The following is a 22,599-nucleotide window of genomic DNA, read 5'->3' on the forward strand; positions in this document are numbered from 1 at the left end:
TCAGGCGTACGGCAGCGTGACGACGGACCTGTCGCCGATGCCGAGGGTGCTCGGGTTGTTCCCGATCGCCGACCAGACCTCCACCCGCACCGTGCCGTTCGCCAGGTTGCCGAGGGCGCCGGTGGCGGAGTGCAGCCCGCTCTGCTGGGTGTAGTGCTCGTACCCGGGCACCGGGTCGGTGGCGAAGTAGCGGTACGTCTCCACCCGCTCCCAACCGCCGTTGCCGGTCAGGTCGTAGGAGATCCGCACCTGGACCCCGTTGCCGACGGCGGTGCCGGCGTCGAGGAACAGGTCGAACGTGGTCTGTCCGCCGAGGTAGGCCATATCGAGGCCGGTCGCCGTGAACACCTGCGCGTTGGTCGGGGTGCCGTCGCGGTTCACGCCGCCGGCGCCGGCCACCGTGGCGGTCGCCGGACTGCCGGCCGCCGCCAGACCCCCGCCGGGGAGCAGGTACCGGGTGGGGAGGTCCGGCGACGGCGGCGGGGTGGTGGGCGGCGGAGTCGTCGGCGGGGTCGTGGTGGGCGGGGTCGGGCCGGTCACCCCGCCGGTCGCGGTGCCACCGCTCCAGGTGTGCGCGCCGCCGGTCGCCGTCCGGCCCGCCGGCACGTCGAGCCGCGTGCCGTCGGAGAACGTCACCGTCAGCGGCGCGGCGGTGATGTTGCTCGCCACGTAGGTGCGGGCGCCGTTGCGCTGGAAGACCGCCGCCAGGGGATGGTTGGCGGTGACGCCGGTGTGGACCTGACCGAGCGCGGCGAGGTTGCGGATCCAGTGGAACGTGTGCGCCCGGCTCTCGCCCTCCTCCGGGGTGTGGCCTGGGTTGGCGCGGAGCTTCGCCAGGGCCGCGTCGGGGTCACCGAGCGCGAGGAACTGCCAGTGGATGTCCTGCCACACCGTGGGCTCGCCGCCGTTGTTGCGGACCAGTTCCTGGTAGTTGGCCCGGTTGTAGGCCGGGTGGTGGCCGAGGTAGAGGTGCCCGCCGGTGATCGGGAGCATGTTGATGCCCTGGATCATCTCCGGCTCCGCGCTGAACCAGGTGGCGTACGCCCCGCCGTCACCCCAGACCATGCCGACCGTCGAGTGCCCGAACGCCGCCGGGTAGTTCTCGTCGGTCACGTCGAACCAGTACTCCTGGATCGCGGCGGCCTGGGTGGTGTGGATGAAGATGCCGGCGTCCCGCACGGCGGTGTTGCCGGTGGCCTGTCCCCACTGGATGAGGGCGCTGGCGAAGTTCATCCCCTCGGACGAGGACTCCTGGTTGTTGCCGGCGTGGAACGAGCCGTGCCCGGCGGCCCAGTCGTGCCCGGCGTAGATGTCGAAGTCCCGCAGGTACGGGAAGCGGCCGTCGGCGCGGTCGTAGTTGTTCGCGTCCCGGATCAGCAGGTCGACCATGCCGCCGTACTGGTCCTGGCGGGCCCAGGCCGGGTCGAACTTGGCCAGGGTCGCGGCGGCGGCGACGAAGTAGCCGTAGTGGAAGTGGTGGTCGTTGAGTTCCTGGTCGGAGCCGTAGGAGGCCGGGTAGCCGATGAGGGTGCCCCAGTTGCGGTCGTAGTGGAAGACGCCCTCGGTCTCGCCGGGCGTGGCGGTGAGCCAGTCGGTGAGCGTGCCGCGGATGGCGTTCAGCGCGGCGGTGCGGGTCTCCGCGTCGCCGACCTGGTCGGCGATCTCGGCGATCCGGGCGGCCCGGCCCAGGCCCTTGCCCGTCCAGTAGGTGTCGGTGCCGCGCTGGTCCATCGGGTTGCCCCGGACCGCCGCCAGGTGGTTGCGCAGCGTGGTCAGGTCGGCTCCGGCGCCGGTCGCCACGGCGGGCACCTCCGGCAGCACCCCGTGGAACCTCATCGAGGTGCGGAACGCGTCGACGCCGGCGAGCACCTTCATCCGGCCGCGCGCCGACGGATAGGTCAGCGCCAGCGGGGTGGCGCCGGTCAGCGAGCGCCACTGGTGCGGGTAGAGGCTGGCCACCGTCCGGGTGGCGGTGCCCTCGCGGGGCGTCGTGGTGAAGGCGTACGTGGTGGTGACGGTGCTGGTCGCCGGGTCGTACGCGTACGAGACCCGGGTGCCGGTGACGTGGGCGTGGGCGTACCGGCCGTAGGTGGCGGCCAGTTCGGCGCGGGACGCGGCGTCGGTGCTCGGCGTGGTGGGCAGCAGGGCGACCGAGAAGTAGCCCCTGCCGGCCAGGTTGGACGTGATCCGTCCGCCGTTGACGGACCAGGTGGCGCCGCTGGGCGCGTACGCGACGTAGTCGTGCCCCCGGACGGTGAAGCCGATCGTGGCGCCGCTGTTCGACCAGACCGTGGCGCTGCCGCCGGTGGCGTTGACCAGGGCGTCGCCGCCGCTGGTGCGGAAGTACGCGAACGGCAGGCCGTGGCCGATGGTGGCCCGCATGGTGCGGGCGCCGTCGTTCCAGTACGGGGTGACGGTCCAGTCGGTCCAGCCGTCGACCTTGACGACGGGGGCGCCGAGCGCGGCCACGCCGACGCGGATGTCCTCGGCGTACGCGTACTTGAACTCGCCGACGCCGGTCGCGGTGCCGGTGATCGTGGGGGTGGAGGTGGCCGACAGGCCGAGCCCGTCGCCGAAGGGCTGGTAGGAGACGGGGTGCGCGTGCAGCGGCTCGCTGTAGGAGCAGTTGGTCCGCTTCCACAGCAGGGACGACCACCAGTCGTTGGTGGGGATCGGCCCGGCGGGCGCGTCGGCGGTGGCGAACTGCCGGGGGTTGGTGGTCATGTCCCCGCAGCCGGGTGGGCAGGGGGCCGACGCGGTCGGTGGTGTAGCTGCCGGCGCCGACGGTGGCGGCCTCGGCGGGGGTGGTGGCGACGACGGCCAGGCCGCCGAGGGCGAGGGCCAGGGCGGAGGTGGCCGCCACGGCCCAGGTGCGGCGGGTCGCGGGAGGTTTCACAGTGCCTCCGGTCGGGGGAGTGCCGGTCGGGGACGGGGTGCGGGCGGGCATGTGAATTGTCAGGAAAGTCGCTTCGGAGAGCGCTCTCTTGAGGCGGGACGCTAGCCCAGCAGCAAGACTCCCGTCAATGTTTCCGAGCGGTGAACCACTGATGTCGACAATTGCCGGCGTCGGGCGGGAGTCGGGACGTCCGGCCCGAGGGGCGGTCGCGGGCGGTCAGCCCGTCGTCGCCGGAGCCTTCGGGCAGCCGTGCCGGCGGTGCCACGCGGCCACCTCGGCGGCCGGCTCGCGGTTGCCCTTGCGCCGCCACGAGTCCAGGTACGGCGCCGGCCACACCACGCCCCGCCGGATCCACCACCCGTCCCGGCCGGTGCACGGCGGGGAGATGCCGAAGTGCAGGTGGCAGACGTTGTTGGCGTTGCCCGTCTTGCCGACCGCGCCGAGCCGCTGCCCGGCCCGCACCCGCACCCCCGCGTCGATCCCGTCGGCGATCTCCCGCAGGTGCGAGCCGTAGTAGCGCACCCCGTCGTCGCCGAGCAGCGAGACCGACAGCCCGCCGTTGTGGGGCCCCCGAGGGCCCCGTCTGTCGAACCGGTCCACCCGGCTGACCTCCAGGACCACGCCGTCGGTCACCGCCACCACGGGCTCGCCGCAGTCGGCGAAGATGTCCGTCCCCGGGTAGGCCGAATGGGTCGGGTGGTAGGCGACATCCGCCGCGCGTACCGGGAAGACATGCGGCAGCCCGGCGCGGGTCGGCGCCGCCGACGGGCCGGTCGGGGCGGCGGCGTCGCGGGTCGGGGCGGCGGAGGGCGGCGCCGGCTGCGCGGCCGTGGCGGGCAGGCTCGCACGGGGGGTGCCGGGCACCGGCCCCGGCCGGGTCGTCGCGCAGCCGGCGGCCAGCACCGGCACGAGCAGCAACAGGACCGGATACGCCGGACGCGCGCGGCGGCGTCCGATCGTCGGCGAGGGCATCCGGACATCCTGACAGAGTCGGTACGGTGGGACGAGGTCCACGGCGGAGGGGAGGGGTCGGTGACGACCGGACGGTACGCCTTTCCGCCCGACCCTGGCTTCCGGCCGGCGCCGCGCGCCCCCTCGGGGCTCTTTCCGGCCGGGCCGCCGTCGCGGCCCACCTACCGCGAGCCGCACCCGGTCACCGGCGCGGGCGTCGCCGCGGGCGGCGGCGCGGCCACCCTCTGGCTGCTCCTGTTCGGCCTGCTCGGCCGCAGCGTGTTCGAGTACGCCTGGTGGACGGTGCTGGCCGGCGGGCTGGCCTGGCTGGCCGCGCTGCTGCTGGTCCGCGCGGGCGACCGGGGGGTGGCCACCGGGATCGCGATCGTCACCGCCGGCGGGTGGAGCATCGCCGCCGCCATCGTGGCGGCCCGCTGGGCGTCGAGCGGAAACTGGCCGCTCTGGTAGGCCGTCGTCGCGGGTGCCCGGTTCGCGTGGCTGCGCTGCGTCGCGGGCCGGCTGCGCAGCGAATCCCGGCTTGACGTGGCCGCCCGGACTCGGCACCCTCGGCGGTATGGCCTGGACCACTCCGCGCCTCGATCCCGAGCGCAGCCGTCGTCGCCAGCAGCTCCTCGCCGAGTTGGCGGGTGCCCGGGCGGTCCGCCAGCGCGAGCGGCCGCAGCGGGTACGCAGCGAGCGGCTGCGGGAGCTCATCGCCACCCGCCGTCGCGTCGCCGGCTGATGAGTTTTCCCCAGGATTGACCGGCCCTTCGGGGCGTTGACCGGTCGCCTGCCGACCCGACCGGCTAACGTGCACGCGTAACGGGTCGGCGTGCTGAGGCTTATTGGGGGGACCGTGTCGTACTTCGCTGCGGCGGTCGTGCGTGACGACAGCGGTTGGACCGCCGCCGAGGTGAACCTGCGGGGTGTCACCGACCTCGACGAGGTCGCCGACCGGCTGCGCGACGTCGACCAGGACGCCGACCTGTCGCTGCTCTTCATCGAGGCGGAGGACGCGTACCTGGTGATCCTGCGCCTCGACGAGGGGGAGGACCTGCGGGTCTTCGGCTCCGACTCGGCGTACGCGGAGGAGTCCCGGCTGGGCGCGTTGCTGGTCGGGGACCTCAAGACCTCGGTGACCGGGCTGGACGACACCGACGAGCCGCGCCCGGCCGCCTCCGGCGACGAGGAGACCGAGCAGCCCGCCGTCGACCCCGAGGCCGACCCGGTCGGCGACGCCGACATCCTGGCCGACCTGGGGGTCTCCGCGCAGAAGCTGCTCAACCTCTGCGCGCACGAGGGCATGATGCCCGCCGACGTCACCGCCGAGGTGTGCCAGGTGCTCGGCTGCGCCGACGAGGTCGAGGAGCTGCGTGAGGTCTGACGGGTCCGTCGGGCCGGGCCGGTCGGGGGCGGGCGGCGGCGAGCCGGCCGACGCCACCGATCCGGCTCTGGAGACCGTACGACCGGGGCAGCCGACCCCGGGCTCGGTCGGCCGGGTCGGGCCCGGCGCAGACGAGTGGCTGGCCGACCCGGACGGCGCCGGTCGGCGGCAGCGGCACGAGGTGTGGATGCGCCGGGCGTTGGAGGTGGCGGTCACCGGTCCCGCCTCCGCCGGCGCGGACGGCGACGGCGGCGCGGACGACATCCCGGTCGGCGCGGTGCTCTACGGGCCGGACGGCGCCGAGCTGGCGATCGGGCGCAACGAGCGCGAGCTGACCGGCGACCCGACCGCGCACGCCGAGGTGCTGGCGTTGCGCCGGGCCGCCGAGCGGTTGGGTCGCTGGCGGCTCGACGGCTGCACGCTGGTGGTCACCCTGGAGCCCTGCACCATGTGCGCGGGCGCGCTGGTGCTGGCTCGGGTGTCCACTGTGGTGTTCGGTGCCTGGGAGCCGAAGACCGGGGCGGCCGGCTCGCTCTGGGACGTGCTGCGCGACCGCCGGCTCAACCACCGGCCGGAGGTCTACGGCGGCGTCCTGGAGCCGGAGAGCGCCGCGCTGCTGCGCGCCTTCTTCCGCTGACCGCCGGGGAGGGTGGGGATCAGGCGGGCGGCAGCTCGACCGTGACGTCCAGCCCGCCCCCGTCGCGGGGCCGGGCCGTCACCGTGCCGCCGTGCGCCCGGGCCACCGCCCGGACGATGGACAGCCCCAGGCCGAACCCGCGGCCACCGCCGACCCGCTCCCCGGAGAGCCGGCGGAACGGCTCGAAGATGGTCTCCACCTCGTAGCCGGGCACCGCCGGGCCGGTGTTGCTCACGGTCAGCGTCGGCCGCCCGGCCACCAGGCCGGTGCTGACCGCGACCCACCCGCCGGCCGGCAGGTTGTGCCGCAGCGCGTTCTCCACCAGGTTGGTGGTGAGCCGTTCCAGCAGCACCGGGTCGCCCGTGACCGGCGCCGCCGCCAGCTCCCGGGTCACCGCCGGCCCGTCGCCCGCCCGGACCGCCTGGTCGACGACGTGCGCGGCCACCTCGGCGAGGTCGACCCGGGACCGGGCGCTCAGCTCGTTCTCCGAGTCGGCCAGGGTGAGCAGTCCGTCGATCAGCCGCTCGTGCCGCTCGTTCACCGCGAGCAGCGACTCGCCCAGCCGGCGGACGTCCTCGGACGCGCCCGGCCGGGTGACGGCCAGCTCGATCAGCGCACGGTTGAGCGCCAGCGGGGTGCGCAGCTCGTGCGAGGCGTTCGCGACGAACCGGCGCTGCCCGTCGAACGAGCGGTCGAGCCGCTCCACCATCTCGTCGAAGGTGTCCGCCAGCTCCCGGACCTCGTCCCGCGGCCCATGCAGCGAGATGCGTTCGTGCAGGCCGCGTCCGGCGACGTCGGCGCCGGCGATCCGCCGGGCGGTCCCGGTGATCTGGTGCAGCGGTTGCAGCGCCCGGCCGGCGACCAGCCACCCGAACGCGATGGCCACCACGGAGACCAGGGCCAGCGCGATGCCGCCCTGGGTGAGCAGCGAGTACAGGGTCTGCTCCCGGGCGTCGTCCTGGGCCCTGTTGACCAGCAGCCGCAGCTGCTCGGCCTGGACGCCGTCGAGCTTGGTCTCCACCCCGTGGACGACCGGCTTGACGTCGCGCAGCGCCACCCCGAACGGCTGCGTCGTGCGCTGCTCGACCAGCACGTAGGTGACCGCGAGCAGGACCAGCCCGGCGACCAGGAAGAGGCCGCCGTAGATCAGGGTCAGCCGGGCCCGCAGCGAGAGGCGCTTCACGAGATCCGGTATCCCACACCGGGCACGGTCTCGACCACCGGCGGGTCGCCCAGCTTGCGGCGCAACTTCATCACGGTGACCCGGACCACGTTGGTGAACGGGTCGATGTGCTCGTCCCAGGCCCGTTCCAGCAGTTCCTCGGCGGAGACCACCGCGCCGTCGGCGCGCAGCAGCTCGACCAGCACCGCGAACTCCTTGCGGGACAGCGGCACGTACCGGCCGTCCCGGTGCACCTCGCGGCGGCCCGGGTCGACCGCGATGCCGGCCCGGACCAGGGTGGGCGGCGCGGCCCGGCGGGCCCGCCGGCTCAGCGCGTGCACCCGGGCCGAGAGCTCGACCAGGGCGAACGGCTTGGTCAGGTAGTCGTCGGCGCCGAGCGCCAGGCCGGCCACCCGTTCCCGGACGGCCGCCGCCGCGGTGAGCATCAGCACCCGGGTCTCCCCGCCGCCGTCCACGATCGCCCGGCACACCTCGTCGCCGTGTACCAGCGGCAGGTCCCGGTCGAGGACGACCACGTCGTAGTCGTTGACGCCGAGCCGCTCCAGCGCCGCGTCGCCGTCGTACGCGACGTCCACCGCGAACGCCTCCCGGCGCAGCCACTCGGCGATGCTCTCCGCGAGCAGGCTCTCGTCCTCCACCACCAGCACTCTCACCCGCCAATGGTGCCGCGCCCCGGATAACGCCGCCGTTAACGCCGACGGTTACGCCCGGGATACGCCCCTTGCCGTCGACTGACCGGGACGCCCGGCGGACCGCCGGGCCGAACGGGGGGTGCCCGGCAACTTCCGTCGGGCCCATCGGGAAGCGCCCGGCGGCTCTCGCCGGGCGGAGAGGAAGCGTGTCATGCGACGAGGACTACTCGCGGTGCCGCTGCTGGTCGCCCTGGCCGCGGCCGGCTGCGGCGGGCCCGGCGACGGACCGGCGGTGGCGACGGCGGGCGGAGCCGGCGGCGCCGAACCGGTGCCGGCCTCCGCCGCCGCCCAGCTCAGCGACGAGGAACGGCAGCTGAGGTTCGCCGAGTGCATGCGGGAGAACGGGGTGGAGGTGCCGGACCCGGAGCCGGGCGGCGGCCGGCTGTTCCGGTTCGACGGGCAGACCGACCCGGCCAAGGTGCAGGCGGCCATGGAGAAGTGCCGTCAGCACCTGCCGAACGGCGGGGAGAAGCGCAAGCTCGACCCGGAGCAGGTGGAGCGGCTGCGCAGGTTCTCCGCCTGCATGCGCGAGAACGGCGTGCCCGAGTTCCCGGACCCCTCCGCGGAGGGCGGCATCCAGCTGCGGCTCGACGCGGTCGACGTCAAGGACGCGAAGGTGAAGGCCGCGATGGAGAAGTGCCGGCAGTACGCGCCGAAGATCGCCGGAGCCGCGCGGTGAGCGCTCGCCGGTTCCGGCTCCGGACGGTCGCGCTGACCGCCGCCGTCGTGGTCGCGGCCGCCGCCGGTGTCGTCGCCGCGGTGGGCTTCGACGGGACCGACCGCAGCACCGCCGCCGCCGACACCGCCCCGCCGGCCACCGCCACGGTCACCCGGCGGACGCTGACCGACGCCCAGACCGTGGACGGCGAGTTGGGGTACGGCGCCACCCGCACCGCCACCGCCCGGCTCACCGGGACGATCACCGCGGTGCCGGACACCGGTGCGACGGTGAAGCGGGGCGGGCGGCTGTACGCCGTGGACAACGACCCGGTGCTGCTGCTGTACGGGTCGCTGCCCGCGTACCGGGTGCTCGAACCCGGGGTGGAGGGGGCGGACGTCGAGCAGTTCGAGCGGAACCTGCGGGCGCTCGGCCACGACGGCTTCACGGTCGACGACGAGTACACCGGCAGCACCGCCGACGCGGTCCGGCAGTGGCAGGAGGAACTGGGGCTGCCCGAGACCGGCCGGGTCGAGCCGGGCCGGATCGTCTACGCGGCCGGCGCGGTCCGGGTGGAGAGCCACCAGGCGGCGCCCGGGGACGCGGCCCAGCCGGGCCAGGCGGTGTTGACGTACACCGGCACCAGCCGGCTGGTCACCGTCGAGCTGGACGTCGACGACCAGCGGCTGGCGAAGAAGGGCGGCGCGGTCGACGTCGGCCTGCCGGGCGGCGAGCCCGTCGCCGGGAGGATCGAGAGCGTGCAGACGGTGATCGACGCCGGCACGGGCAGCGCCGCCGGGCAGTCCACGGAGGCGGAGACGAAGATCGAGGTCACCGTGTCGCTGGCCAACCCGGCGAAGCTCGCCGGGTACGACCAGGCGTCGGTGGAGGTCACCTTCACCGCGGCCGAGCGGCCCGACGTGCTCGCCGTGCCGGTGGCCGCGCTGCTGGCCCTCGCCGAGGGCGGCTACGGGGTGGAGGTGGTCGACGACGGGCGGAGCCGGATCGTCGCGGTCACCACCGGGCTCTTCGCCGCCGGTCAGGTCGAGATCAGCGGCCCGGACGTGGCCGAGGGCATGACCGTGGGGATGCCGGCATGACCGCCGACGCCGTCGTGTTGGACGGGGTGAGCCGAACGTACCCGGGCGGGGTGGTGGCGCTGCGCGAGGTGTCGCTGCGGATCGGGTACGGCGAGCTGCTGGCGATCGTGGGCCCGTCCGGGTCGGGCAAGTCCACGATGCTGCACCTGATCGGCACGCTGGACCGCCCGTCCGCCGGCCGGGTCCGGATCGACGGGCACGACGTGGCGACCCTGCCGGACCGCCGGCTGGCCGCGCTGCGGGCCCGCCGGATCGGCTTCGTCTTCCAGCAGTTCCACCTCGCCGCCGGCACGCCGGTGCTGGACAACGTCGCGGACGGGCTGCTCTACGCCGGCGTGCCCCGACGGGAGCGGCGGCGGCGCGCGGAGGCCGCGCTCGACCGGGTCGGGCTGGGTCACCGGCTGGCGCACCGGCCGCACGAACTATCCGGCGGCGAGCGGCAGCGGGTCGCGGTCGCCCGGGCGGTGGTCGGGGAGCCGGCGGTGCTGCTCGCCGACGAGCCGACCGGCAACCTCGACTCGGCGGCCGGCGCCGGCGTGCTCACGCTGCTGCGCGAGCTGCACGCGGCCGGCACCACGGTCGTGGTGATCACGCACGACCGGGAGATCGCCGACGGGCTGCCCCGCCAGGTGCGGATGCGGGACGGCCGGGTGGTGGCCGACTCGGCGCCGCCGGCCGTCGTGGGGGTGCGCTGATGGCCGTGGACACCCGGCGCGACAGGCGTGGGCTGACGGTCGTGGACACCCGACCGCCGCTGGTCCCGGCCCGGCTGGGGCCGGCGGACGTGCTCCGGGTCGGTGGGGTGGGGCTGCGCACCCGGCCGCTGCGCGCGTTCCTCTCCGCGCTGGGCATCGCGATCGGCATCGCGGCGATGGTGGCGGTGGTCGGCATCTCGTCGTCGTCCCGCGCCGACCTGGATCGCACGCTGGACCGGCTCGGCACCAACCTGCTCACCGTGGCCCCGGGCAGCACGCTCTTCGGCGACCAGGCCCGGCTCCCGGTGGAGTCGGTCGCCATGATCCGCCGGATCGGGCCGGTTACCGGGGTGGCCGCCACCGGGCAGGTGCCGGACACGCCGGTCTACCGCTCCGACCGCATCCCGGCGGGCGAGACGGGCGGCATCGCCACCCGGGCCGCCCAGCTCGGGCTGCTCGACACCGTGGGCGCGACGGTACGCAGCGGCACCTGGCTGAACGGGGCCACCGAGCGGTACCCGGCCGTGGTGCTCGGTGACGCCGCCGCCCGGCGGCTCGGCCTCGGGGCGGCCGGCCCGGACGTGCAGGTCCACCTCGGCGGGCGCTGGTTCACCGTGGTCGGCATCCTGGCGCCGGCCCCGCTCGCCCCGGAGCTGGACGGCTCGGCGCTGGTCGGCTGGCCGGCGGCGGAGGCGTACCTGGGCTTCGACGGGCACCCGACGACCGTCTACACGCGGTCCCGGGAGGCGTCGGTGGAGGCGGTCCGGTCGGTGCTCGGCGCGACCGCGAACCCGGAGGCGCCGAACGAGGTGGAGGTGTCCCGGCCGTCGGACGCGCTGGCGGCCGCGGAGGCCACCGACGAGGCGTTCACCGGGCTGCTGCTCGGCCTCGGCGCGGTGGCGCTGCTGGTCGGCGGTGTGGGGGTGGCGAACACCATGGTCATCTCGGTGCTGGAGCGGCGCGCGGAGATCGGGCTGCGCCGCTCGCTGGGCGCCACCCGGGGGCAGGTCCGCACCCAGTTCCTGGCCGAGTCGCTGCTGCTCTCCGCGCTCGGCGGGGCGGGCGGGGTGCTGCTCGGCATCCTGGTGACCGCCGGCTACGCGTTCTCCCAGGGGTGGCCGACCGTGGTGCCGGCCTGGGCGGTGGCCGGCGGCGTGGCGGCGACCCTGGTGATCGGCGGCTGTGCCGGCCTGTATCCGGCCGTCCGTGCCGCCCGGCTCGCCCCCACGGAGGCGCTGGCCTGACGGTCCGGGTGCGTCCGTGGTCGCCCCGCGCGACGACGGACGCACCCGGACCGCGTCAGGCCGGGCTCGGGGCGGGGCGGAGCAGGGTGGCGGCCACCGCCCGCGCGGTCTCCGTCCACGGCGCCGGGCGCAGGGTGGCCGGGTCGAGCCGGACGATCGCCCGGCGGCCCTCGGCATGCACGACCCGACCGTCGAGGGAGCGGAACTGGTACCCGTACTCGGCGCTGCTGGTGCCGAAGTGTTCGAGCCAGAAGTGCACCGCCACGGGCCCGGTCCCGGTGATGGGGGCGCGGTAGGTGATGGTGAACTCGCGTACCGCGTGGAACACGTCGGGGGCGCTCTGCCGCCCGGCCTGGAAGGAGACGCCCCGCTCGGCCCAGTACGGCGTCAGGGCCCGCTCCAGCAGCACCGCGTACCTGGCGTTGTGCAGGATGCCGAGGGCGTCGAGGTCGTCGAAGTGCACCGTGACGTGCTCGACGTGACCGAACTCGACGGCCGGCTGGTCGACGATGGCGTGGCTCATGGGTGGCCTTCCGGTAGCAGGGTGGGGTCGGGGCACAGCGCCCGCAGGCGGTTCAGCAGGCCCTGGCGGGCGTGCCGGTAGGTGGTGTCGGGGTTCAGCAGCCGGGAGCGCAGCGCGGCGCTGATCCCGAGCGCGTCGATCTCGTACGCCAGCTGGGCGACGTCGGTGTCGGCGGGCAGTTCGCCGGCGTCGACGGCCTCCCGGACGAGCCGTTCGAGGAACGCGGTCCAGCGGCCGAACACCTCGGCGAGCCGCTCGCGGACCGGACCGGGCCGGGCGTTGTACTCGAAGTCGGTGCTGGCGAAGAAGCAGCCACCGGGGAGCACCCGGGCGGCGTAGAAGTCGATGCGGGCCTGGTGCAGCGCCCAGAGCCGCCGTACGCCCCTCGGGGCGCGCAGGGCCGGCTCGACTATCCGCTCCTGCCACTGCTCGACCGCCCGGTCGACGGTGGCGAGCTGGAGCGCCTCCTTGGAGCGCCAGTGCGCGAACAGGCCGGACTTGCTGACCCCGAGCGTGTCGGCGAGCTGGGCCAGGGAGAGCCCGTGCAGGCCGACCTCGGTGGCCAGCATCACGGCGGCGTCCAGCGCGGCGGCGCGGGTCCGGTCGCCGCGGGCGACGCGTCCGTCGACTGTCATGAGCAGAGGCTAATAAATAAGCACGACCGGTCGTATAGTTTTGTGGAGTGACGGTGGTCACCGGACCGGCCTCGCACCGCGTACGGCCGGAGCGTCCGGAAGACGACGCCGCCCCGCCATCCGGGGGACGGCGGGGCGGCGGCAGCCGACGAGGGATCAGGCGATGATCGTGTCCAGGGCGATCTCGACCATCTGGCTGAAGGTCTGCTCGCGCTCCTCGGAGGTGGTCTTCTCGCCGGTCTTGATGTGGTCGCTGACGGTCAGCACGGTCAGCGCGCGGGCCTTGAACCGGGCGGCGATCGTGTAGAGCGCCGCCGACTCCATCTCCACCGCCAGCACGCCGTAGTCGGCGAGCGTGTCGTAGAGGTCCGGGCGGTCGGTGTAGAAGGCGTCCGCCGCCAGGATCGGCCCGACCCGCATGCTGATGCCGCGCCGCTCGGCCACCTCGACCGACGTGCGCAGCAGCCCGAAGTCCGCGACCGGGGCGTAGTCGATCAGCCCGTCGAAGCGCATCCGGTTCATGTTCGAGTCGGTGGACGAGCCGATCGCCGCGATCACGTCGCGCAGCCGCAGGTCCTCGGAGAGGGCGCCGCAGGAGCCCACCCGGATCAGCGTCTTCACGCCGTACTCGTTGACCAGCTCGTGGGCGTAGATGGAGGCGGAGGGCATGCCCATGCCGGAGCCCTGGACGGAGACCTCGACGCCGTTCCAGCGGCCGGTGAAGCCCAGCATGCCCCGGACCGTCGAGTAGCACCGGGCGTCCTCGAGGTAGGTCTCCGCGATCCACTTGGCCCGCAGCGGGTCGCCCGGCATCAGGACCCGCTCGGCGATCTCTCCCGGCTTCGCGCCGATGTGCGTACTCATGGCAAGGATCCTGCCAGGCCGGAGGCGGGGATACCGGTTCGGCATCCAGACCCGCGGTCCTGTACCCTCGTCGGCGGTGGCGTGTCCGAGTGGCCTAAGGAGCACGCCTCGAAAGCGTGTGAGGGTTTACGCCCTCCGCGGGTTCAAATCCCGCCGCCACCGCTCGTGAACAGCGAGAACGCCCGGTCGATCCGCGAGGATCGCACCGGGCGTTCCGCTTGTGGCCAGTTGGTTGGCCGACCTGCTACGCGAGTTGGTCGATGCTGCGGGCGTACACGAGGCGCTTGCGGGGCGTCTCGAACATGTTCCACAGCCATCGGGTGTGCCTGTCGTAGGACAGGTCCTGCGGCTTCGATGTCGCGTTGTTGTACTTGACGTAGCTTCCCGGCAGCCAGGTGATCAGGTCTCCCGAAAAGTGCGACAAGCCATTCTCGTTTTCCGCCCGAATGGACGGCGATGGGGCTAGCCCGCCTCCATCGTGTACCCGTAGCACATGTGTTCAACCGGTAATATCTCGCCGGCCAGTGGCGGAATCGTGACGGCGCTCCAGTCCATCGTCTCGTCGAAGTGCTCAGCCAGCGAGATCCTGTCAGTCTCCGTTCCGTGGCGGTATACGACGAGGGTCAGGTCGCCAACCGGCCAGTCAGGGTCCAATCCCAGCCAGGCGTCGCACGCCCAGCGCAGCTCGTCGGGATCAGTCACGACGAGGCGCTCCAAGGTGCAGACCGATCCGCTCCACAGCTCGTTTTCGACACGGTAGAAGGAGAAACCTTCTTCCGTCGGATAGTCGTCCACGATCACATTCGCTTCGAGCAGCGCGTTGAGCCCGGCGCGGGCCGTGCGGTCGTCGGGATTCGCTCTCAGGACATCAGAGTAGAGGCGCTCCGCCTCGGCCTGCCGACGGTTGTTGGCAGCCGCCAACTCAGCTCCGTCCACATCCGGACTGCCTATTTGGTCAACGCTCTGCCAATACGCAATCTGGCGAATCAGCACACCGGCCAGCAGCTTTTTTGCCAGCCCGTCCTCAGCGCGCGCGGAGGTAGCAGCACGCAACCAGGGCTCGGCGGGCCACGTCACGTCGAAATCGAAGGCTTCGACCTGCCCTCGGGCCTTCGGGTCCTGTGGAACCAGGCACATCAGCCGACCGAGTTCGCGAGCCGCCTCTGCATCGTTCATCTCGGCGGCCTCGCGAAGCGCCGCGACCTTTTCGCTGATGCTCATGCGGCGCAAGCTAGCACCGCGCTCCGACGTTCGTGACATCACGCTTTCGCGAGGGTTCGGCGGGCTGCGCTACCTGCTCGCCTTCGGGGCATGGAGCAACCTGGCCGTGTCGCCGGTGCTGGCGATGCTCCCGGCCTGGTACGGCGACCTGCTGGGCCCGGACCGGCGACGGCCGTCTGGTCGAGCCGCGCCCTCGCCGCGTACGCCGTGGGAATGATCCTCGGCAGCGTCCTCGTCGGCGCCCGCCCGGTCGAGCCCGGCGGGCGCCGAGCGCTGCTGCAGACGACCCTCGCGCGCCGGGCGCGACAGCTCGGACGCCGGTCAGCGCCGGTCCAGCTCCGACTCCAGCCGCTGGATGAGCGTCTTGCGGCCCTTGCCGTCGCGCTCGCGCCGCAGCGCCGCCCTGAGCTGGCCGGTGTCGAGGCCCCGCACCAGCTTGACCGCCTCGGCGACCGGCAGCTCCGACAGCCGCGCGACGGACGTGGCGTCCCGGCGTGCCCGTTTGGCCGGCTCGGTGTTGGCGACGAACTGTTTGCCGGACTTAGATTCCCGGCGCTTCTTGGCGTCCGTCGCGCGCCGCTCATCCTCGGAGAGCTGCTCCCATGCCTTCTTCGGCAGGTAACGGCTCGTCTCGCCGCCGCGCCGCGCGCGGGTGCCACCCTCCTTGGTCTGCCAGTCCTCGCTGCCCCAGTGCTGGAGGGACTTCTGCCGCTCGTCCTTCGGGCCCTGGTAGCCCCCGCCGCGCCGCTGGTATTCCTTGGTGAGTAGCTGCGACTTGCGCGCCGACCACTGCCCCGGCCTGCCGCCCTTGTCGGAAGCCATGATCTCTTCCTTGACCTGCTCCCGCAGTTCGGGCTTCGTGTACCGCGCCATGCCCGGGCGGTTACCCGACGCTCGGCCACCCATGCCTCAGGCGATGCCGGTGACCGCCCCCGGCGGCACGGACGTGCTCCTCGCCGACACGGTCGGCGAGGAGCACGTACACGTGTCAGCCCGTCGGCTGGGGCTGACCGGCCCGGTACGCGCCGATGACGGTCTGCTCGATGCCGCTGCCGGCGTCGCCCTGCGCCGCCACCCGCAGCGAGACCGTCCCGCCGGCCTCAGGTTGAGGCAGCCGGGCCTGGTACGTGCCGTCGGTGGTTCGGTCGACCCGTACGGGCTGCCAGCTGGCGCCGCCGTCGAGGGAGGCGGCCAGCGTGAAGGAGGTGATGGCCTGCGGCCGGACGCCGTGCGCCTGGCGCACGGTGAAGGTCGCCGTGCCGGACGTGGGGTGGTTGGCCGCGTCCAGCGGCAGGGCGTAGTCCACCGACAACAGCGGCAGCGGGACGGTGCCGGTGCCCTTGGGGCCGGCCGACCGGAAGGTCCAGGAGGTGGTGACCCTGGTGGACACCGGCAGGACGGCGCTGGTGTCGATGTCGTAGGTCAGCCGGTAGTCGGCGGCCCGCCGCGGGACGCTGAAGTCCGCGACCGCGTCCTCCACCCTGCCCACGGTCTGCCCGTCACGCTGGAGGGTGAGCGTGCGGTCGATGTCGAGGTCGACGCCGTCCGCGAGGCAGTCGAACCGGCCGTGCTGGTCGGTCAGCGTGACGAGTTCGACGTGCAGGTTGCCGCTGGTGCGCCCCGGCGCGAGGGGCTGACATCCGCTCGGCGAGCCGGCCGGGTCGTCGTACCAGTCGGAGCGCAGCGGCTGCCGGACCCACACCTTCTCCTGCCGGCTGCCCGGCGCGTACCGCCGCGTCCCCTCCTGGGTGACCGTCCCCTTCCAGAACGCCTCGTCCAACCAGGCGTAGCCGGACGACACGTAGTCGGTGCGGTCGCCGGAGAGCCGGCGGGTGGTGTTCTCGGCGATGAACACCCCGTCCGGGCTGATCCCGTACCGCTTGTGGTCGGTGTCGAACTCCGGCGCGTCGAGCTTGTGGAAGCGCTGGTCGATCCGGGCCAGGGTGGCGTGCTCGGCGGCGGTCACCCGGTACGTCGGATCGTCCGGGATCCCGTTGCCGAACGGGCGGACGAGGTCGTAGAGGTACGGGCTCTGCCCGTTCCCCGGCGCGTCGAGACCGAAGGACGCGTACGTCTGGAACGTGCCGAGGCCGGTCCCGCTGTTCGGCACCACGAGCACGTTGCCCGCTCTGGCCGCGTCGCCCCAGGCGAAGGCGAAGTCGCTCCAGCCGGGGCCGCGCCGGGGCATCTGCACGTAGGTGAGGCCGATCGAGTTGGCCTCGGTGGCGACGCCGTCGACGCTCGCCGCGAGTCGGCGGGCCCGGGACAGGTCGAGCCGCAGCGGCGTGTCGCCCGCGACGTCCACGTCCGGATCGCCGGCCAGGACCGCGCGTTCGTCGCCCTCCGCCCACGACACGAACGAGGCCATGACGCTGTACCGGCCGGCGGGCACCCGGAAGCTCAACGTGTCGCCGGGCTCACCGGACTCGAGCCGGGCGTACACGGCCCGGTCGTCGAGGTTCACCACCGTCACGTCGACCCACTTCATCGCCGCGTCCGGAGCGCCCGGGATCGCGGTCGTGGCGACGGTGAGGTCGTGGCTGGGTGGCTCCACGAAGAACGTCACCGGCGTACGCGCCGCCACGGCACCGCCGGCGCGGGCCGTGACCACGGCCGTGTACAGGCCGGGACGGGCCGCGAACGCGGCGTGGTCGACGCGCAGCGTGACGCCGCCGCCGGCACCGGCGGCGAGTGCCACCTGACCGGCCGACAGGGTGGCGGCGCCGGCCGGCGCGGGAACGCCGTGACGGTCGGTCACCGCCACGTCGAGGGTGACCGCCGCCGGGCCGGTTCCGGTGTTGACCCACGCCAGCTTCGTCTCCGCCGTGCCGGACTGCGGGTGGGCGAAGGTGCCGAGGTGGACCACCGGCTGGGCGCTGACGACGCCGGACAACGGCCGGGCCACGTTGAGCCGCCCGGCGCCGCTCGCGTACGCGTCACCGTCGGCGATCCGATCGGCCGCGCCGACCAGTGCGGCCTTGAGCTGCTCGGCCCGCCAGCCGGGGTGGCGCTGGGCCAGGATGGCGGCCGCGCCGGCGACGTGCGGGGTGGCCATCGACGTGCCGGAGGCGGCGACGTAGCGTGCGTCGACGGCCCGACCCATGGTGGTACCGGCCGCGCGGGCCGCGACGATCTCCACTCCCGGCGCGACCAGTTCGGGCTTCGCGACGTGGGTGTCGACCAGTGGTCCGCGGCTGGAGAAGTCGGCGAGCCGGTCACCGTCGTCCACGGCGCCGACGGTGAGCGCGGTCGCGGCGGCCCCCGGCGAGGACACGGTGCGGTCGGCGGAGCCGGAGTTGCCGGCCGCGACCACGAACAGCGCGCCGGTCTGCCGGGACAGCGCGTCGAGCGCGAGCGACAGCGGGTCGCTGCCGTCGCTCGGCGCCCAGCCGCCGAGGCTCATGTTCACCACCGGGGCTCGGCTCGCCGCCCATTCCATCCCGGCGATGACCTGCGAGTCGGTGCCCTCGCCGTTGTCGTCGAGGACCTTGCCCACGACGAGGCGCGCGCCCGGCGCCACGCCCCGGCGCGTGCCGCCCGAGGCCGCGCCGGTGCCCGCGATCGTGGCCGCCACGTGGGTGCCGTGGCCGACCCGGTCGCCCGCGTCGCCGCCGTCGACGGTGAAGTCCTTCTTCTCCGCGATGCGTCCCGTCAGGTCCGGGTGGGTGGCGTCGACGCCGGTGTCCAGCACCGCGACCCGGGCGCCCTCGCCGGTGTACCCGGCGTCCCACGCCTGCGGCGCCGCGACCTGGCGCAGGTTGCGGTCCCACCGCTCGGTGGTCGCGGGCGTGCGGGAGGCGGGCTCCCGCCGCTCGGCGCCGGCCGCGGGCGCGAGGGTGGCGCGTACCCGCCGGTCCAGCCACACCTTCGGCGCCGGGCCGGACGAGCGCACCGCTGCCGAGCGGGCCGACAACGACCGGACGAGGTCCGTGCCGGTCGCCTTCGGGCGGCGACCCGAGACCGCCGCGATGCTCGGCAACGTCCGGGCCCCGGCGAGGCCCGCGACGAGCGGGTCGGTCGTCAGCCCCCGTGCCTGCCCGCCGGGACGGACGATGAGCGGCAGGTGCTTCGTGCGCCCGTCGTCGTACCCGTCGAGGATCAGCGCGGTCACGTCGAACAGGGCCGGGTCCAGCACCGGACCGACCATCGACGCCACCCGGGCCGGGACGACCCGTACGTGCCCGTCGGGGCCGCAACTGCGCCTCAGCACGCCGCTCTCGGCGGCGGGGCGCACGGTCACCGCCGGGCAGCCGGACGACGTTCCCCGTACGGTTACCACGTCCCCGGTCAACAGCGTCACCGTGTAGGTCCGCCCGGCCGGCAGCAGCGACGGTGTGGCGGCGTCCGCCGGGCCGGTCGCGCCGCTCGCTTCCCCCGCGACGCCCACGCCGGTGACCGTCAGCGACGCCAGCAGCACCGCGACGGCGGGCAGCCCGAGCATCAGCCGGCGAACGCGGCCGCGTTTCCTTGGTCCATCCATCGAGACATTCACGCCCCTTAGAGAGGCTCGGGTGCCCACCGGGTTGCCCGAACCGCCGGATCGGCGGATCGAGCGCGGCCGGCGCGGCGCGACACGCGGTGGCCAGCCCGGCCTCGGATCAGTTCGTGGGGCGTGACAACCGGGCGGTCGCCCGCTCTCGTCTGAGGGGTGGCGACCCGACGGAGGGACAGGCGATGCGCGATGTTTCGGAGCAGGAGTACGTCGACTACGTCTCGGCGCGGATTCCCGCGCTGCGGCGGTTGGCGTACCTCCTGGCCGGCGACGAGCATCGCGCCGACGACCTGGTCCAGCAGACCATCACCACGCTGTACGTGAAGTGGCGCCGGGCGCGGGCCGCCGACCGGCTCGACGCGTACGTGCGGACCATGCTGGTGCGCACGTACCTGAACGAGCGACGGCTGGCGTGGGCGCGGGTCCGGTTGTTCCGCGAGGCGCCCGAGCCGCCGCCGTTCGAGGACGACGGCGTCGAGGAGCGCCAGGTCGTCCGGGCGGCGCTGAGCCAGGTGCCCCGCCGGCAGCGGGCCGTGCTGGTGCTGCGGTTCTACCACGACCTGCCGGTCGACGAGGTGGCCGAGATGCTCGGCTGCTCGTCCGGCACCGTCAAGAGCCAGACGTCCCGAGGGCTGGCCACGCTGCGGCGCCTGCTCGGTGAGCGGGAGCTCGCGACCTTCTCCGCCGTGAACTGAGGAGCCGATGATGTCATCCGAACTCGATCTGCTGCGGTCGCTCGACGACGAACCGCATTCCCCCTCCACCGTGGACATCGGGCGCGCGATCGCCGCCGGACGCCGCCGCCGGGTCCGGCGCCGCGTCGGGTACGCGGGCGCCGCGGCCGTGACCGCGCTCGCCGTCGCCGGCACGTCGGTCATCGCAGGGGTTTTCGAGCAGGCCCCGGCGCACACCGCGGCGACCGGTGCGCCGCGCGCCACCGTCCCGGCGTACACGATCCCGGGCACCCCCGGCTGGCGGGCGCCGGCGGCGACCCCGCCCACCGGCTGCGCGCTCGAACGGCTGCCCGCCCCGGACAACGCGCCGATGGCGCTGGTCAGCGGCGCCGACCCCAGCGGCCGGTACCTCGTCGGGCGCTCGTACCCGAAGGCCGGCGGCTACCAGGCGGTCATCTGGCACGACGGTCAGGCCCGCAAGGTGATGCTGCCCGGCGGCGACGAGGAGTTGCTGGAGGACGTGAACTCGACGGGTACGGCGGTCGGCTGGAGCTACGCCGGGGGCAGCGAGGCGGACACCGGCCCGGTCCCGTACGTCTACCGCGACGGCCGGGTCTCGGAGCTGCCGGGAGTGCGGCGCGGATCCGCCTACGCGATCAACGACGCCGGGGCCATCGTGGGCGACGACGACAGCGGCCGCGCCGCGCTGGTCTGGCCGTCGGCGACCGCGCAGCCGATCCGGCTGCCGCTGCCCGCCGGCGCGTCGGAGGTCACGGCCGGCGACATCGACGAGGACGGCACGGTGGTCGGCAACGTCAGCGGGGGGCAGGCGTACGTCTGGTTCCCCGACGGCACCCACCGCGAGCTTCCGACGCCACGCATCGACGGGGTGCAGAACCCGGGCAGCCGGGTCTTCGCCATCCGGAACGGCTGGGCGACCGGGGTGGCCGGCGCCCTCGACCGCGCGGGGACGCGCCCGAAGGCGGACCCGTCGGGCGCCGCGGGCCGGGGCACCGATCGCGAGAACCCGGTGCGGGTGGTCCGGTGGAACGTCCGCACCGGCGAGGTGCGCGTGTTCGGCGAGTTGCAGGTTCAGGCGGGCACGGTGAACGCGCAGGGCTGGCTGCTCGGCACCGACAAGCAGGGGCGCGCGGTGCTCGTCACCGACGCCGCCACGGTGGTGCTTCCGGGGCTGACCGCCGGCCGGCCGGACGGCCTGTCCACCATCGCGACGACGGTGAGCGACGACGGGCGCACGATCGGCGGGCAGTCGGACGACGCGTCGGGCACGATCCAGGCCGTCGTCTGGCGCTGCGGGTGACGGAGTCCGGCAGCGGCGGGAACGCCCGGTCGATCCGCGTGGACCGGCCGGGCGTCTCCCGATCCCGGCGGTGCCCGGGCGTCGGAACGGCCGGCCCGCGCGATGCCGTCGCCGCGCCGTCAGCAGGTGACTGGCCGGGTCCAGCAGGGGATGTGGCCGGGTTCAGCAGGGGCTGTGGCCCTCGTCGAAGAGACGCTGCGCCCAGTCGGCGTACCCGACGATGATCTTTCGGACCGAGCGCCCGTCGTGCAGGAAGAGGTACGCGCGGTCGCCCTGCCGGGCGAGCAGTCCGTCGAACCGGTGCGTTCCGCGTGGAGCGTCCAGCTCGCGCAGGGACGGGTAGCGGGCCCAGACCTCCTCGACCGGGCTGCCCGCGGTGACCCCCTCCGGGGTGCGCGTCGCGTCGCCCAGCCAGAGCAGCACCAGCCGGTCGTCGACGAAGATCGGGCTGGTGGTGTCGTGCCCGGCGAGTGACGGGCCGCAGGCGTCGACGTCGGTACGCAGGATGCCCCGCCGGGTCAGCTCGTCCTCGGTGTCGCCGAACTCGACGTTGCGCAGCCCGTTCAGGTCGACCACCTCGACGGCCCCGGCGGGCCGACCGTCCACTTCGGGCCACGACGGGCGCGCGCCGCTGCCCGCGATCGAGGCAGCAGTCAGCAGCGTCGCGATAAAGCCGAATTGTCGCAATTTCATGGAATCCCCCAGTCCCCAACGGGACCGGAGCGCTCAGGTTGCTGCTCGTCCCCAGATTGCCGGCTTTCCCACTCCTCGGCCAGCTCGTCCCAGTAGTCGGCGCTCAGCCGGCGGCGGCCGTGCGCCAGCCACCCGGCGGTGTTCCGCTCGACGTGCAGGCCCAGCTCGGCGAACGGGTCGATCCACGCGCCGGGCTCGACGCCGATCCGGGTGAGCGCGGCGTTCAGCGGCCACTCCGGCCGCGGCCCGTCGAAGAGGCGGTCGACGCGCGGCCCCCAGCTCACCCCGCCGCCGAGCCACACCACCGCCGACTGGTAGCCGGCGCCCCCGGCGAACTCGGCCTCCAGGTACGCCACCGGGCCCGACCGGGACCAGCGCGCGAGGGTCGCGGTGAGGGCGGCCGAGAGTACGAGGTGGAAGGGCTCCTCCGGCGACCGTTCCGCCGTCGAGAAGTCGGGCAGCGCCCCGGTCAGCTCCTCGACCAGTTGCGGGGTGACCGGCAGCAGTGCGAAGTCCTGGCGCAGCTCGCCGAGGACCGCGTGGTCGAGGTCGGCGGTCTGCTCGCGGAGCAGCTCGGCGTCCGCGACGACCGCGCTGAGCTGGTAACTCATCCGCGCCCTCCGCCGTCCACAGCCTGTGGATGGAACATGTGTACGACGATCCCGCTCCCGCCGCTCCCGAGACCGTACCGAACCCTCCACCACGGTGTGAACCGCCGACCACGCCCCCGCGATCT

The 22,599-nt window shown here is 74.1% G+C and carries 24 protein-coding genes and 1 tRNA gene; 12 read left to right on the forward strand and 13 right to left on the reverse strand.

Annotated elements, in window-relative coordinates:
• Positions 1 to 2,724: a glycosyl hydrolase gene (locus tag ACGF7U_RS31045; RefSeq protein WP_393112803.1), complete on the reverse strand. Its 2,724-nt coding sequence runs from the start codon at positions 2,722 to 2,724 to the stop codon at positions 1 to 3.
• Positions 2,725 to 3,112: 388 nt separating this feature from the next.
• Positions 3,113 to 3,868 (reverse strand): M23 family metallopeptidase, encoded by a 756-nt coding sequence (locus ACGF7U_RS31050; RefSeq protein ID WP_393112805.1) that lies wholly within the window; start codon positions 3,866 to 3,868, stop codon positions 3,113 to 3,115.
• A 60-nt stretch (positions 3,869 to 3,928) separates the two neighbouring features.
• Here ACGF7U_RS31050 and ACGF7U_RS31055 point away from each other — a divergent pair, with 60 nt between their 5' ends.
• The 4 genes from ACGF7U_RS31055 to ACGF7U_RS31070 all read left to right on the forward strand — a co-directional run bounded on the left by ACGF7U_RS31055 (position 3,929) and on the right by ACGF7U_RS31070 (position 5,868).
• Positions 3,929 to 4,315: a hypothetical protein gene (locus ACGF7U_RS31055; protein WP_393112807.1), complete on the forward strand. Its 387-nt coding sequence runs from the start codon at positions 3,929 to 3,931 to the stop codon at positions 4,313 to 4,315.
• A 106-nt stretch (positions 4,316 to 4,421) separates the two neighbouring features.
• Positions 4,422 to 4,589, forward strand: a complete 168-nt coding sequence (locus tag ACGF7U_RS31060; protein ID WP_350709602.1) for a hypothetical protein — start codon at positions 4,422 to 4,424, stop codon at positions 4,587 to 4,589.
• A gap of 114 nt (positions 4,590 to 4,703) precedes the next feature.
• Positions 4,704 to 5,231, forward strand: a complete 528-nt coding sequence (locus ACGF7U_RS31065) for a tRNA adenosine deaminase-associated protein (protein WP_393112809.1) — start codon at positions 4,704 to 4,706, stop codon at positions 5,229 to 5,231.
• Positions 5,221 to 5,868, forward strand: a complete 648-nt coding sequence (locus ACGF7U_RS31070; protein ID WP_393112811.1) for a nucleoside deaminase — start codon at positions 5,221 to 5,223, stop codon at positions 5,866 to 5,868. The genes ACGF7U_RS31065 and ACGF7U_RS31070 overlap by 11 nt, the downstream gene beginning before the upstream one ends.
• A 19-nt stretch (positions 5,869 to 5,887) precedes the next feature.
• On the opposite strand, the gene ACGF7U_RS31075 is transcribed toward ACGF7U_RS31070, so the two are convergent.
• Together ACGF7U_RS31075 and ACGF7U_RS31080 are read right to left on the reverse strand one after the other, a co-directional pair.
• Positions 5,888 to 7,051 (reverse strand): sensor histidine kinase, encoded by a 1,164-nt coding sequence (locus ACGF7U_RS31075; RefSeq protein ID WP_393112813.1) that lies wholly within the window; start codon positions 7,049 to 7,051, stop codon positions 5,888 to 5,890.
• Complete coding sequence (locus ACGF7U_RS31080; RefSeq protein WP_393112815.1) at positions 7,048 to 7,704, reverse strand: response regulator transcription factor; 657 nt, start codon at positions 7,702 to 7,704, stop codon at positions 7,048 to 7,050. The genes ACGF7U_RS31075 and ACGF7U_RS31080 overlap by 4 nt, the downstream gene beginning before the upstream one ends.
• Before the next feature lie 190 nt (positions 7,705 to 7,894).
• Here ACGF7U_RS31080 and ACGF7U_RS31085 point away from each other — a divergent pair, with 190 nt between their 5' ends.
• The 4 genes from ACGF7U_RS31085 to ACGF7U_RS31100 are packed head-to-tail and all read left to right on the forward strand — an operon-like array spanning position 7,895 to position 11,440.
• The gene (locus tag ACGF7U_RS31085) at positions 7,895 to 8,422 is read left to right on the forward strand and encodes a hypothetical protein (protein ID WP_393112817.1); all 528 of its coding nucleotides are present in this window, start codon (positions 7,895 to 7,897) and stop codon (positions 8,420 to 8,422) included.
• Complete coding sequence (locus ACGF7U_RS31090; protein WP_393112819.1) at positions 8,419 to 9,501, forward strand: efflux RND transporter periplasmic adaptor subunit; 1,083 nt, start codon at positions 8,419 to 8,421, stop codon at positions 9,499 to 9,501. The genes ACGF7U_RS31085 and ACGF7U_RS31090 overlap by 4 nt, the downstream gene beginning before the upstream one ends.
• A complete protein-coding gene (locus ACGF7U_RS31095; protein ID WP_393112821.1) occupies positions 9,498 to 10,196 on the forward strand; it encodes an ABC transporter ATP-binding protein in 699 nt (232 codons plus the stop codon). Before ACGF7U_RS31090 ends, ACGF7U_RS31095 begins: the two co-directional genes overlap by 4 nt.
• On the forward strand, positions 10,196 to 11,440 hold the full coding sequence (locus tag ACGF7U_RS31100) for an ABC transporter permease (RefSeq protein ID WP_393112823.1): 1,245 nt from the start codon (positions 10,196 to 10,198) through the stop codon (positions 11,438 to 11,440). Before ACGF7U_RS31095 ends, ACGF7U_RS31100 begins: the two co-directional genes overlap by 1 nt.
• Before the next feature lie 55 nt (positions 11,441 to 11,495).
• On the opposite strand, the gene ACGF7U_RS31105 is transcribed toward ACGF7U_RS31100, so the two are convergent.
• The 3 genes from ACGF7U_RS31105 to deoD form a co-directional block, all read right to left on the reverse strand.
• Complete coding sequence (locus tag ACGF7U_RS31105; RefSeq protein ID WP_393112825.1) at positions 11,496 to 11,963, reverse strand: acyl-CoA thioesterase; 468 nt, start codon at positions 11,961 to 11,963, stop codon at positions 11,496 to 11,498.
• A complete protein-coding gene (locus ACGF7U_RS31110; RefSeq protein ID WP_393112826.1) occupies positions 11,960 to 12,598 on the reverse strand; it encodes a TetR/AcrR family transcriptional regulator in 639 nt (212 codons plus the stop codon). The genes ACGF7U_RS31105 and ACGF7U_RS31110 overlap by 4 nt, the downstream gene beginning before the upstream one ends.
• A gap of 156 nt (positions 12,599 to 12,754) precedes the next feature.
• The gene (gene deoD, locus ACGF7U_RS31115; RefSeq protein WP_393112827.1) at positions 12,755 to 13,462 is read right to left on the reverse strand and encodes a purine-nucleoside phosphorylase; all 708 of its coding nucleotides are present in this window, start codon (positions 13,460 to 13,462) and stop codon (positions 12,755 to 12,757) included.
• A 75-nt stretch (positions 13,463 to 13,537) separates the two neighbouring features.
• Between deoD and ACGF7U_RS31120 the strand changes: the two genes are divergently transcribed.
• Positions 13,538 to 13,624: transfer RNA gene (locus tag ACGF7U_RS31120), tRNA-Ser, on the forward strand.
• 82 nt (positions 13,625 to 13,706) lie between these two features.
• On the opposite strand, the gene ACGF7U_RS31125 is transcribed toward ACGF7U_RS31120, so the two are convergent.
• Positions 13,707 to 13,886 (reverse strand): hypothetical protein, encoded by a 180-nt coding sequence (locus ACGF7U_RS31125; protein ID WP_393112829.1) that lies wholly within the window; start codon positions 13,884 to 13,886, stop codon positions 13,707 to 13,709.
• 38 nt (positions 13,887 to 13,924) lie between these two features.
• Complete coding sequence (locus ACGF7U_RS31130; RefSeq protein ID WP_393112831.1) at positions 13,925 to 14,683, reverse strand: hypothetical protein; 759 nt, start codon at positions 14,681 to 14,683, stop codon at positions 13,925 to 13,927.
• On the opposite strand from ACGF7U_RS31130, the gene ACGF7U_RS31135 reads away from it, so the two are divergent.
• Positions 14,682 to 14,900: a hypothetical protein gene (locus tag ACGF7U_RS31135; protein ID WP_393112833.1), complete on the forward strand. Its 219-nt coding sequence runs from the start codon at positions 14,682 to 14,684 to the stop codon at positions 14,898 to 14,900. The two genes, ACGF7U_RS31130 and ACGF7U_RS31135, sit on opposite strands and share 2 nt — an antisense overlap.
• 104 nt (positions 14,901 to 15,004) lie before the next feature.
• Here ACGF7U_RS31135 and ACGF7U_RS31140 read toward each other — a convergent pair whose 3' ends face one another.
• Positions 15,005 to 15,556: a hypothetical protein gene (locus ACGF7U_RS31140; RefSeq protein WP_393112835.1), complete on the reverse strand. Its 552-nt coding sequence runs from the start codon at positions 15,554 to 15,556 to the stop codon at positions 15,005 to 15,007.
• A 115-nt stretch (positions 15,557 to 15,671) separates the two neighbouring features.
• Positions 15,672 to 19,163 carry a S8 family serine peptidase gene (locus ACGF7U_RS31145; RefSeq protein ID WP_393112837.1) on the reverse strand — a complete coding sequence of 1,164 codons (3,492 nt, stop codon included), beginning with the start codon at positions 19,161 to 19,163 and terminating at the stop codon, positions 15,672 to 15,674.
• Positions 19,164 to 19,357: 194 nt separating this feature from the next.
• Here ACGF7U_RS31145 and ACGF7U_RS31150 point away from each other — a divergent pair, with 194 nt between their 5' ends.
• Both ACGF7U_RS31150 and ACGF7U_RS31155 read left to right on the forward strand, forming a co-directional pair.
• Positions 19,358 to 19,870 carry a SigE family RNA polymerase sigma factor gene (locus tag ACGF7U_RS31150; RefSeq protein WP_393112839.1) on the forward strand — a complete coding sequence of 171 codons (513 nt, stop codon included), beginning with the start codon at positions 19,358 to 19,360 and terminating at the stop codon, positions 19,868 to 19,870.
• Between the two features lie 10 nt (positions 19,871 to 19,880).
• On the forward strand, positions 19,881 to 21,170 hold the full coding sequence (locus ACGF7U_RS31155; protein WP_393112841.1) for a hypothetical protein: 1,290 nt from the start codon (positions 19,881 to 19,883) through the stop codon (positions 21,168 to 21,170).
• Between the two features lie 162 nt (positions 21,171 to 21,332).
• Here ACGF7U_RS31155 and ACGF7U_RS31160 read toward each other — a convergent pair whose 3' ends face one another.
• Together ACGF7U_RS31160 and ACGF7U_RS31165 are read right to left on the reverse strand one after the other, a co-directional pair.
• Entirely contained in the window at positions 21,333 to 21,827 is a 495-nt protein-coding gene (locus ACGF7U_RS31160) for a hypothetical protein (RefSeq protein ID WP_393112866.1), read from the reverse strand.
• Positions 21,828 to 21,859: 32 nt separating this feature from the next.
• On the reverse strand, positions 21,860 to 22,474 hold the full coding sequence (locus ACGF7U_RS31165) for a hypothetical protein (protein WP_393112843.1): 615 nt from the start codon (positions 22,472 to 22,474) through the stop codon (positions 21,860 to 21,862).
• Between the last annotated feature and the right edge of the window lie 125 nt (positions 22,475 to 22,599).

The organism is Micromonospora sp. NPDC047670 (genome assembly GCF_043204915.1).
Classification (GTDB): domain Bacteria; phylum Actinomycetota; class Actinomycetes; order Mycobacteriales; family Micromonosporaceae; genus Micromonospora.

What these genes read in the sequence shown, in the direction of transcription:
- ACGF7U_RS31045 (WP_393112803.1), bottom strand. Translation starts at nt 2,724, where the DNA reads ATGACCACCAACCCCCGGCAGTTCGCCACCGCCGACGCGCCCGCCGGG.
- ACGF7U_RS31050 (WP_393112805.1), bottom strand. Translation starts at nt 3,868, where the DNA reads ATGCCCTCGCCGACGATCGGACGCCGCCGCGCGCGTCCGGCGTATCCG.
- ACGF7U_RS31060 (WP_350709602.1), top strand. Translation starts at nt 4,422, where the DNA reads ATGGCCTGGACCACTCCGCGCCTCGATCCCGAGCGCAGCCGTCGTCGC.
- ACGF7U_RS31085 (WP_393112817.1), top strand. Translation starts at nt 7,895, where the DNA reads ATGCGACGAGGACTACTCGCGGTGCCGCTGCTGGTCGCCCTGGCCGCG.
- ACGF7U_RS31095 (WP_393112821.1), top strand. Translation starts at nt 9,498, where the DNA reads ATGACCGCCGACGCCGTCGTGTTGGACGGGGTGAGCCGAACGTACCCG.
- ACGF7U_RS31100 (WP_393112823.1), top strand. Translation starts at nt 10,196, where the DNA reads ATGGCCGTGGACACCCGGCGCGACAGGCGTGGGCTGACGGTCGTGGAC.
- ACGF7U_RS31105 (WP_393112825.1), bottom strand. Translation starts at nt 11,963, where the DNA reads ATGAGCCACGCCATCGTCGACCAGCCGGCCGTCGAGTTCGGTCACGTC.
- ACGF7U_RS31110 (WP_393112826.1), bottom strand. Translation starts at nt 12,598, where the DNA reads ATGACAGTCGACGGACGCGTCGCCCGCGGCGACCGGACCCGCGCCGCC.
- deoD (WP_393112827.1), bottom strand. Translation starts at nt 13,462, where the DNA reads ATGAGTACGCACATCGGCGCGAAGCCGGGAGAGATCGCCGAGCGGGTC.
- ACGF7U_RS31135 (WP_393112833.1), top strand. Translation starts at nt 14,682, where the DNA reads ATGCGGCGCAAGCTAGCACCGCGCTCCGACGTTCGTGACATCACGCTT.
- ACGF7U_RS31130 (WP_393112831.1), bottom strand. Translation starts at nt 14,683, where the DNA reads ATGAGCATCAGCGAAAAGGTCGCGGCGCTTCGCGAGGCCGCCGAGATG.
- ACGF7U_RS31140 (WP_393112835.1), bottom strand. Translation starts at nt 15,556, where the DNA reads ATGGCGCGGTACACGAAGCCCGAACTGCGGGAGCAGGTCAAGGAAGAG.
- ACGF7U_RS31145 (WP_393112837.1), bottom strand. Translation starts at nt 19,163, where the DNA reads ATGGATGGACCAAGGAAACGCGGCCGCGTTCGCCGGCTGATGCTCGGG.
- ACGF7U_RS31150 (WP_393112839.1), top strand. Translation starts at nt 19,358, where the DNA reads ATGCGCGATGTTTCGGAGCAGGAGTACGTCGACTACGTCTCGGCGCGG.
- ACGF7U_RS31155 (WP_393112841.1), top strand. Translation starts at nt 19,881, where the DNA reads ATGTCATCCGAACTCGATCTGCTGCGGTCGCTCGACGACGAACCGCAT.
- ACGF7U_RS31165 (WP_393112843.1), bottom strand. Translation starts at nt 22,474, where the DNA reads ATGAGTTACCAGCTCAGCGCGGTCGTCGCGGACGCCGAGCTGCTCCGC.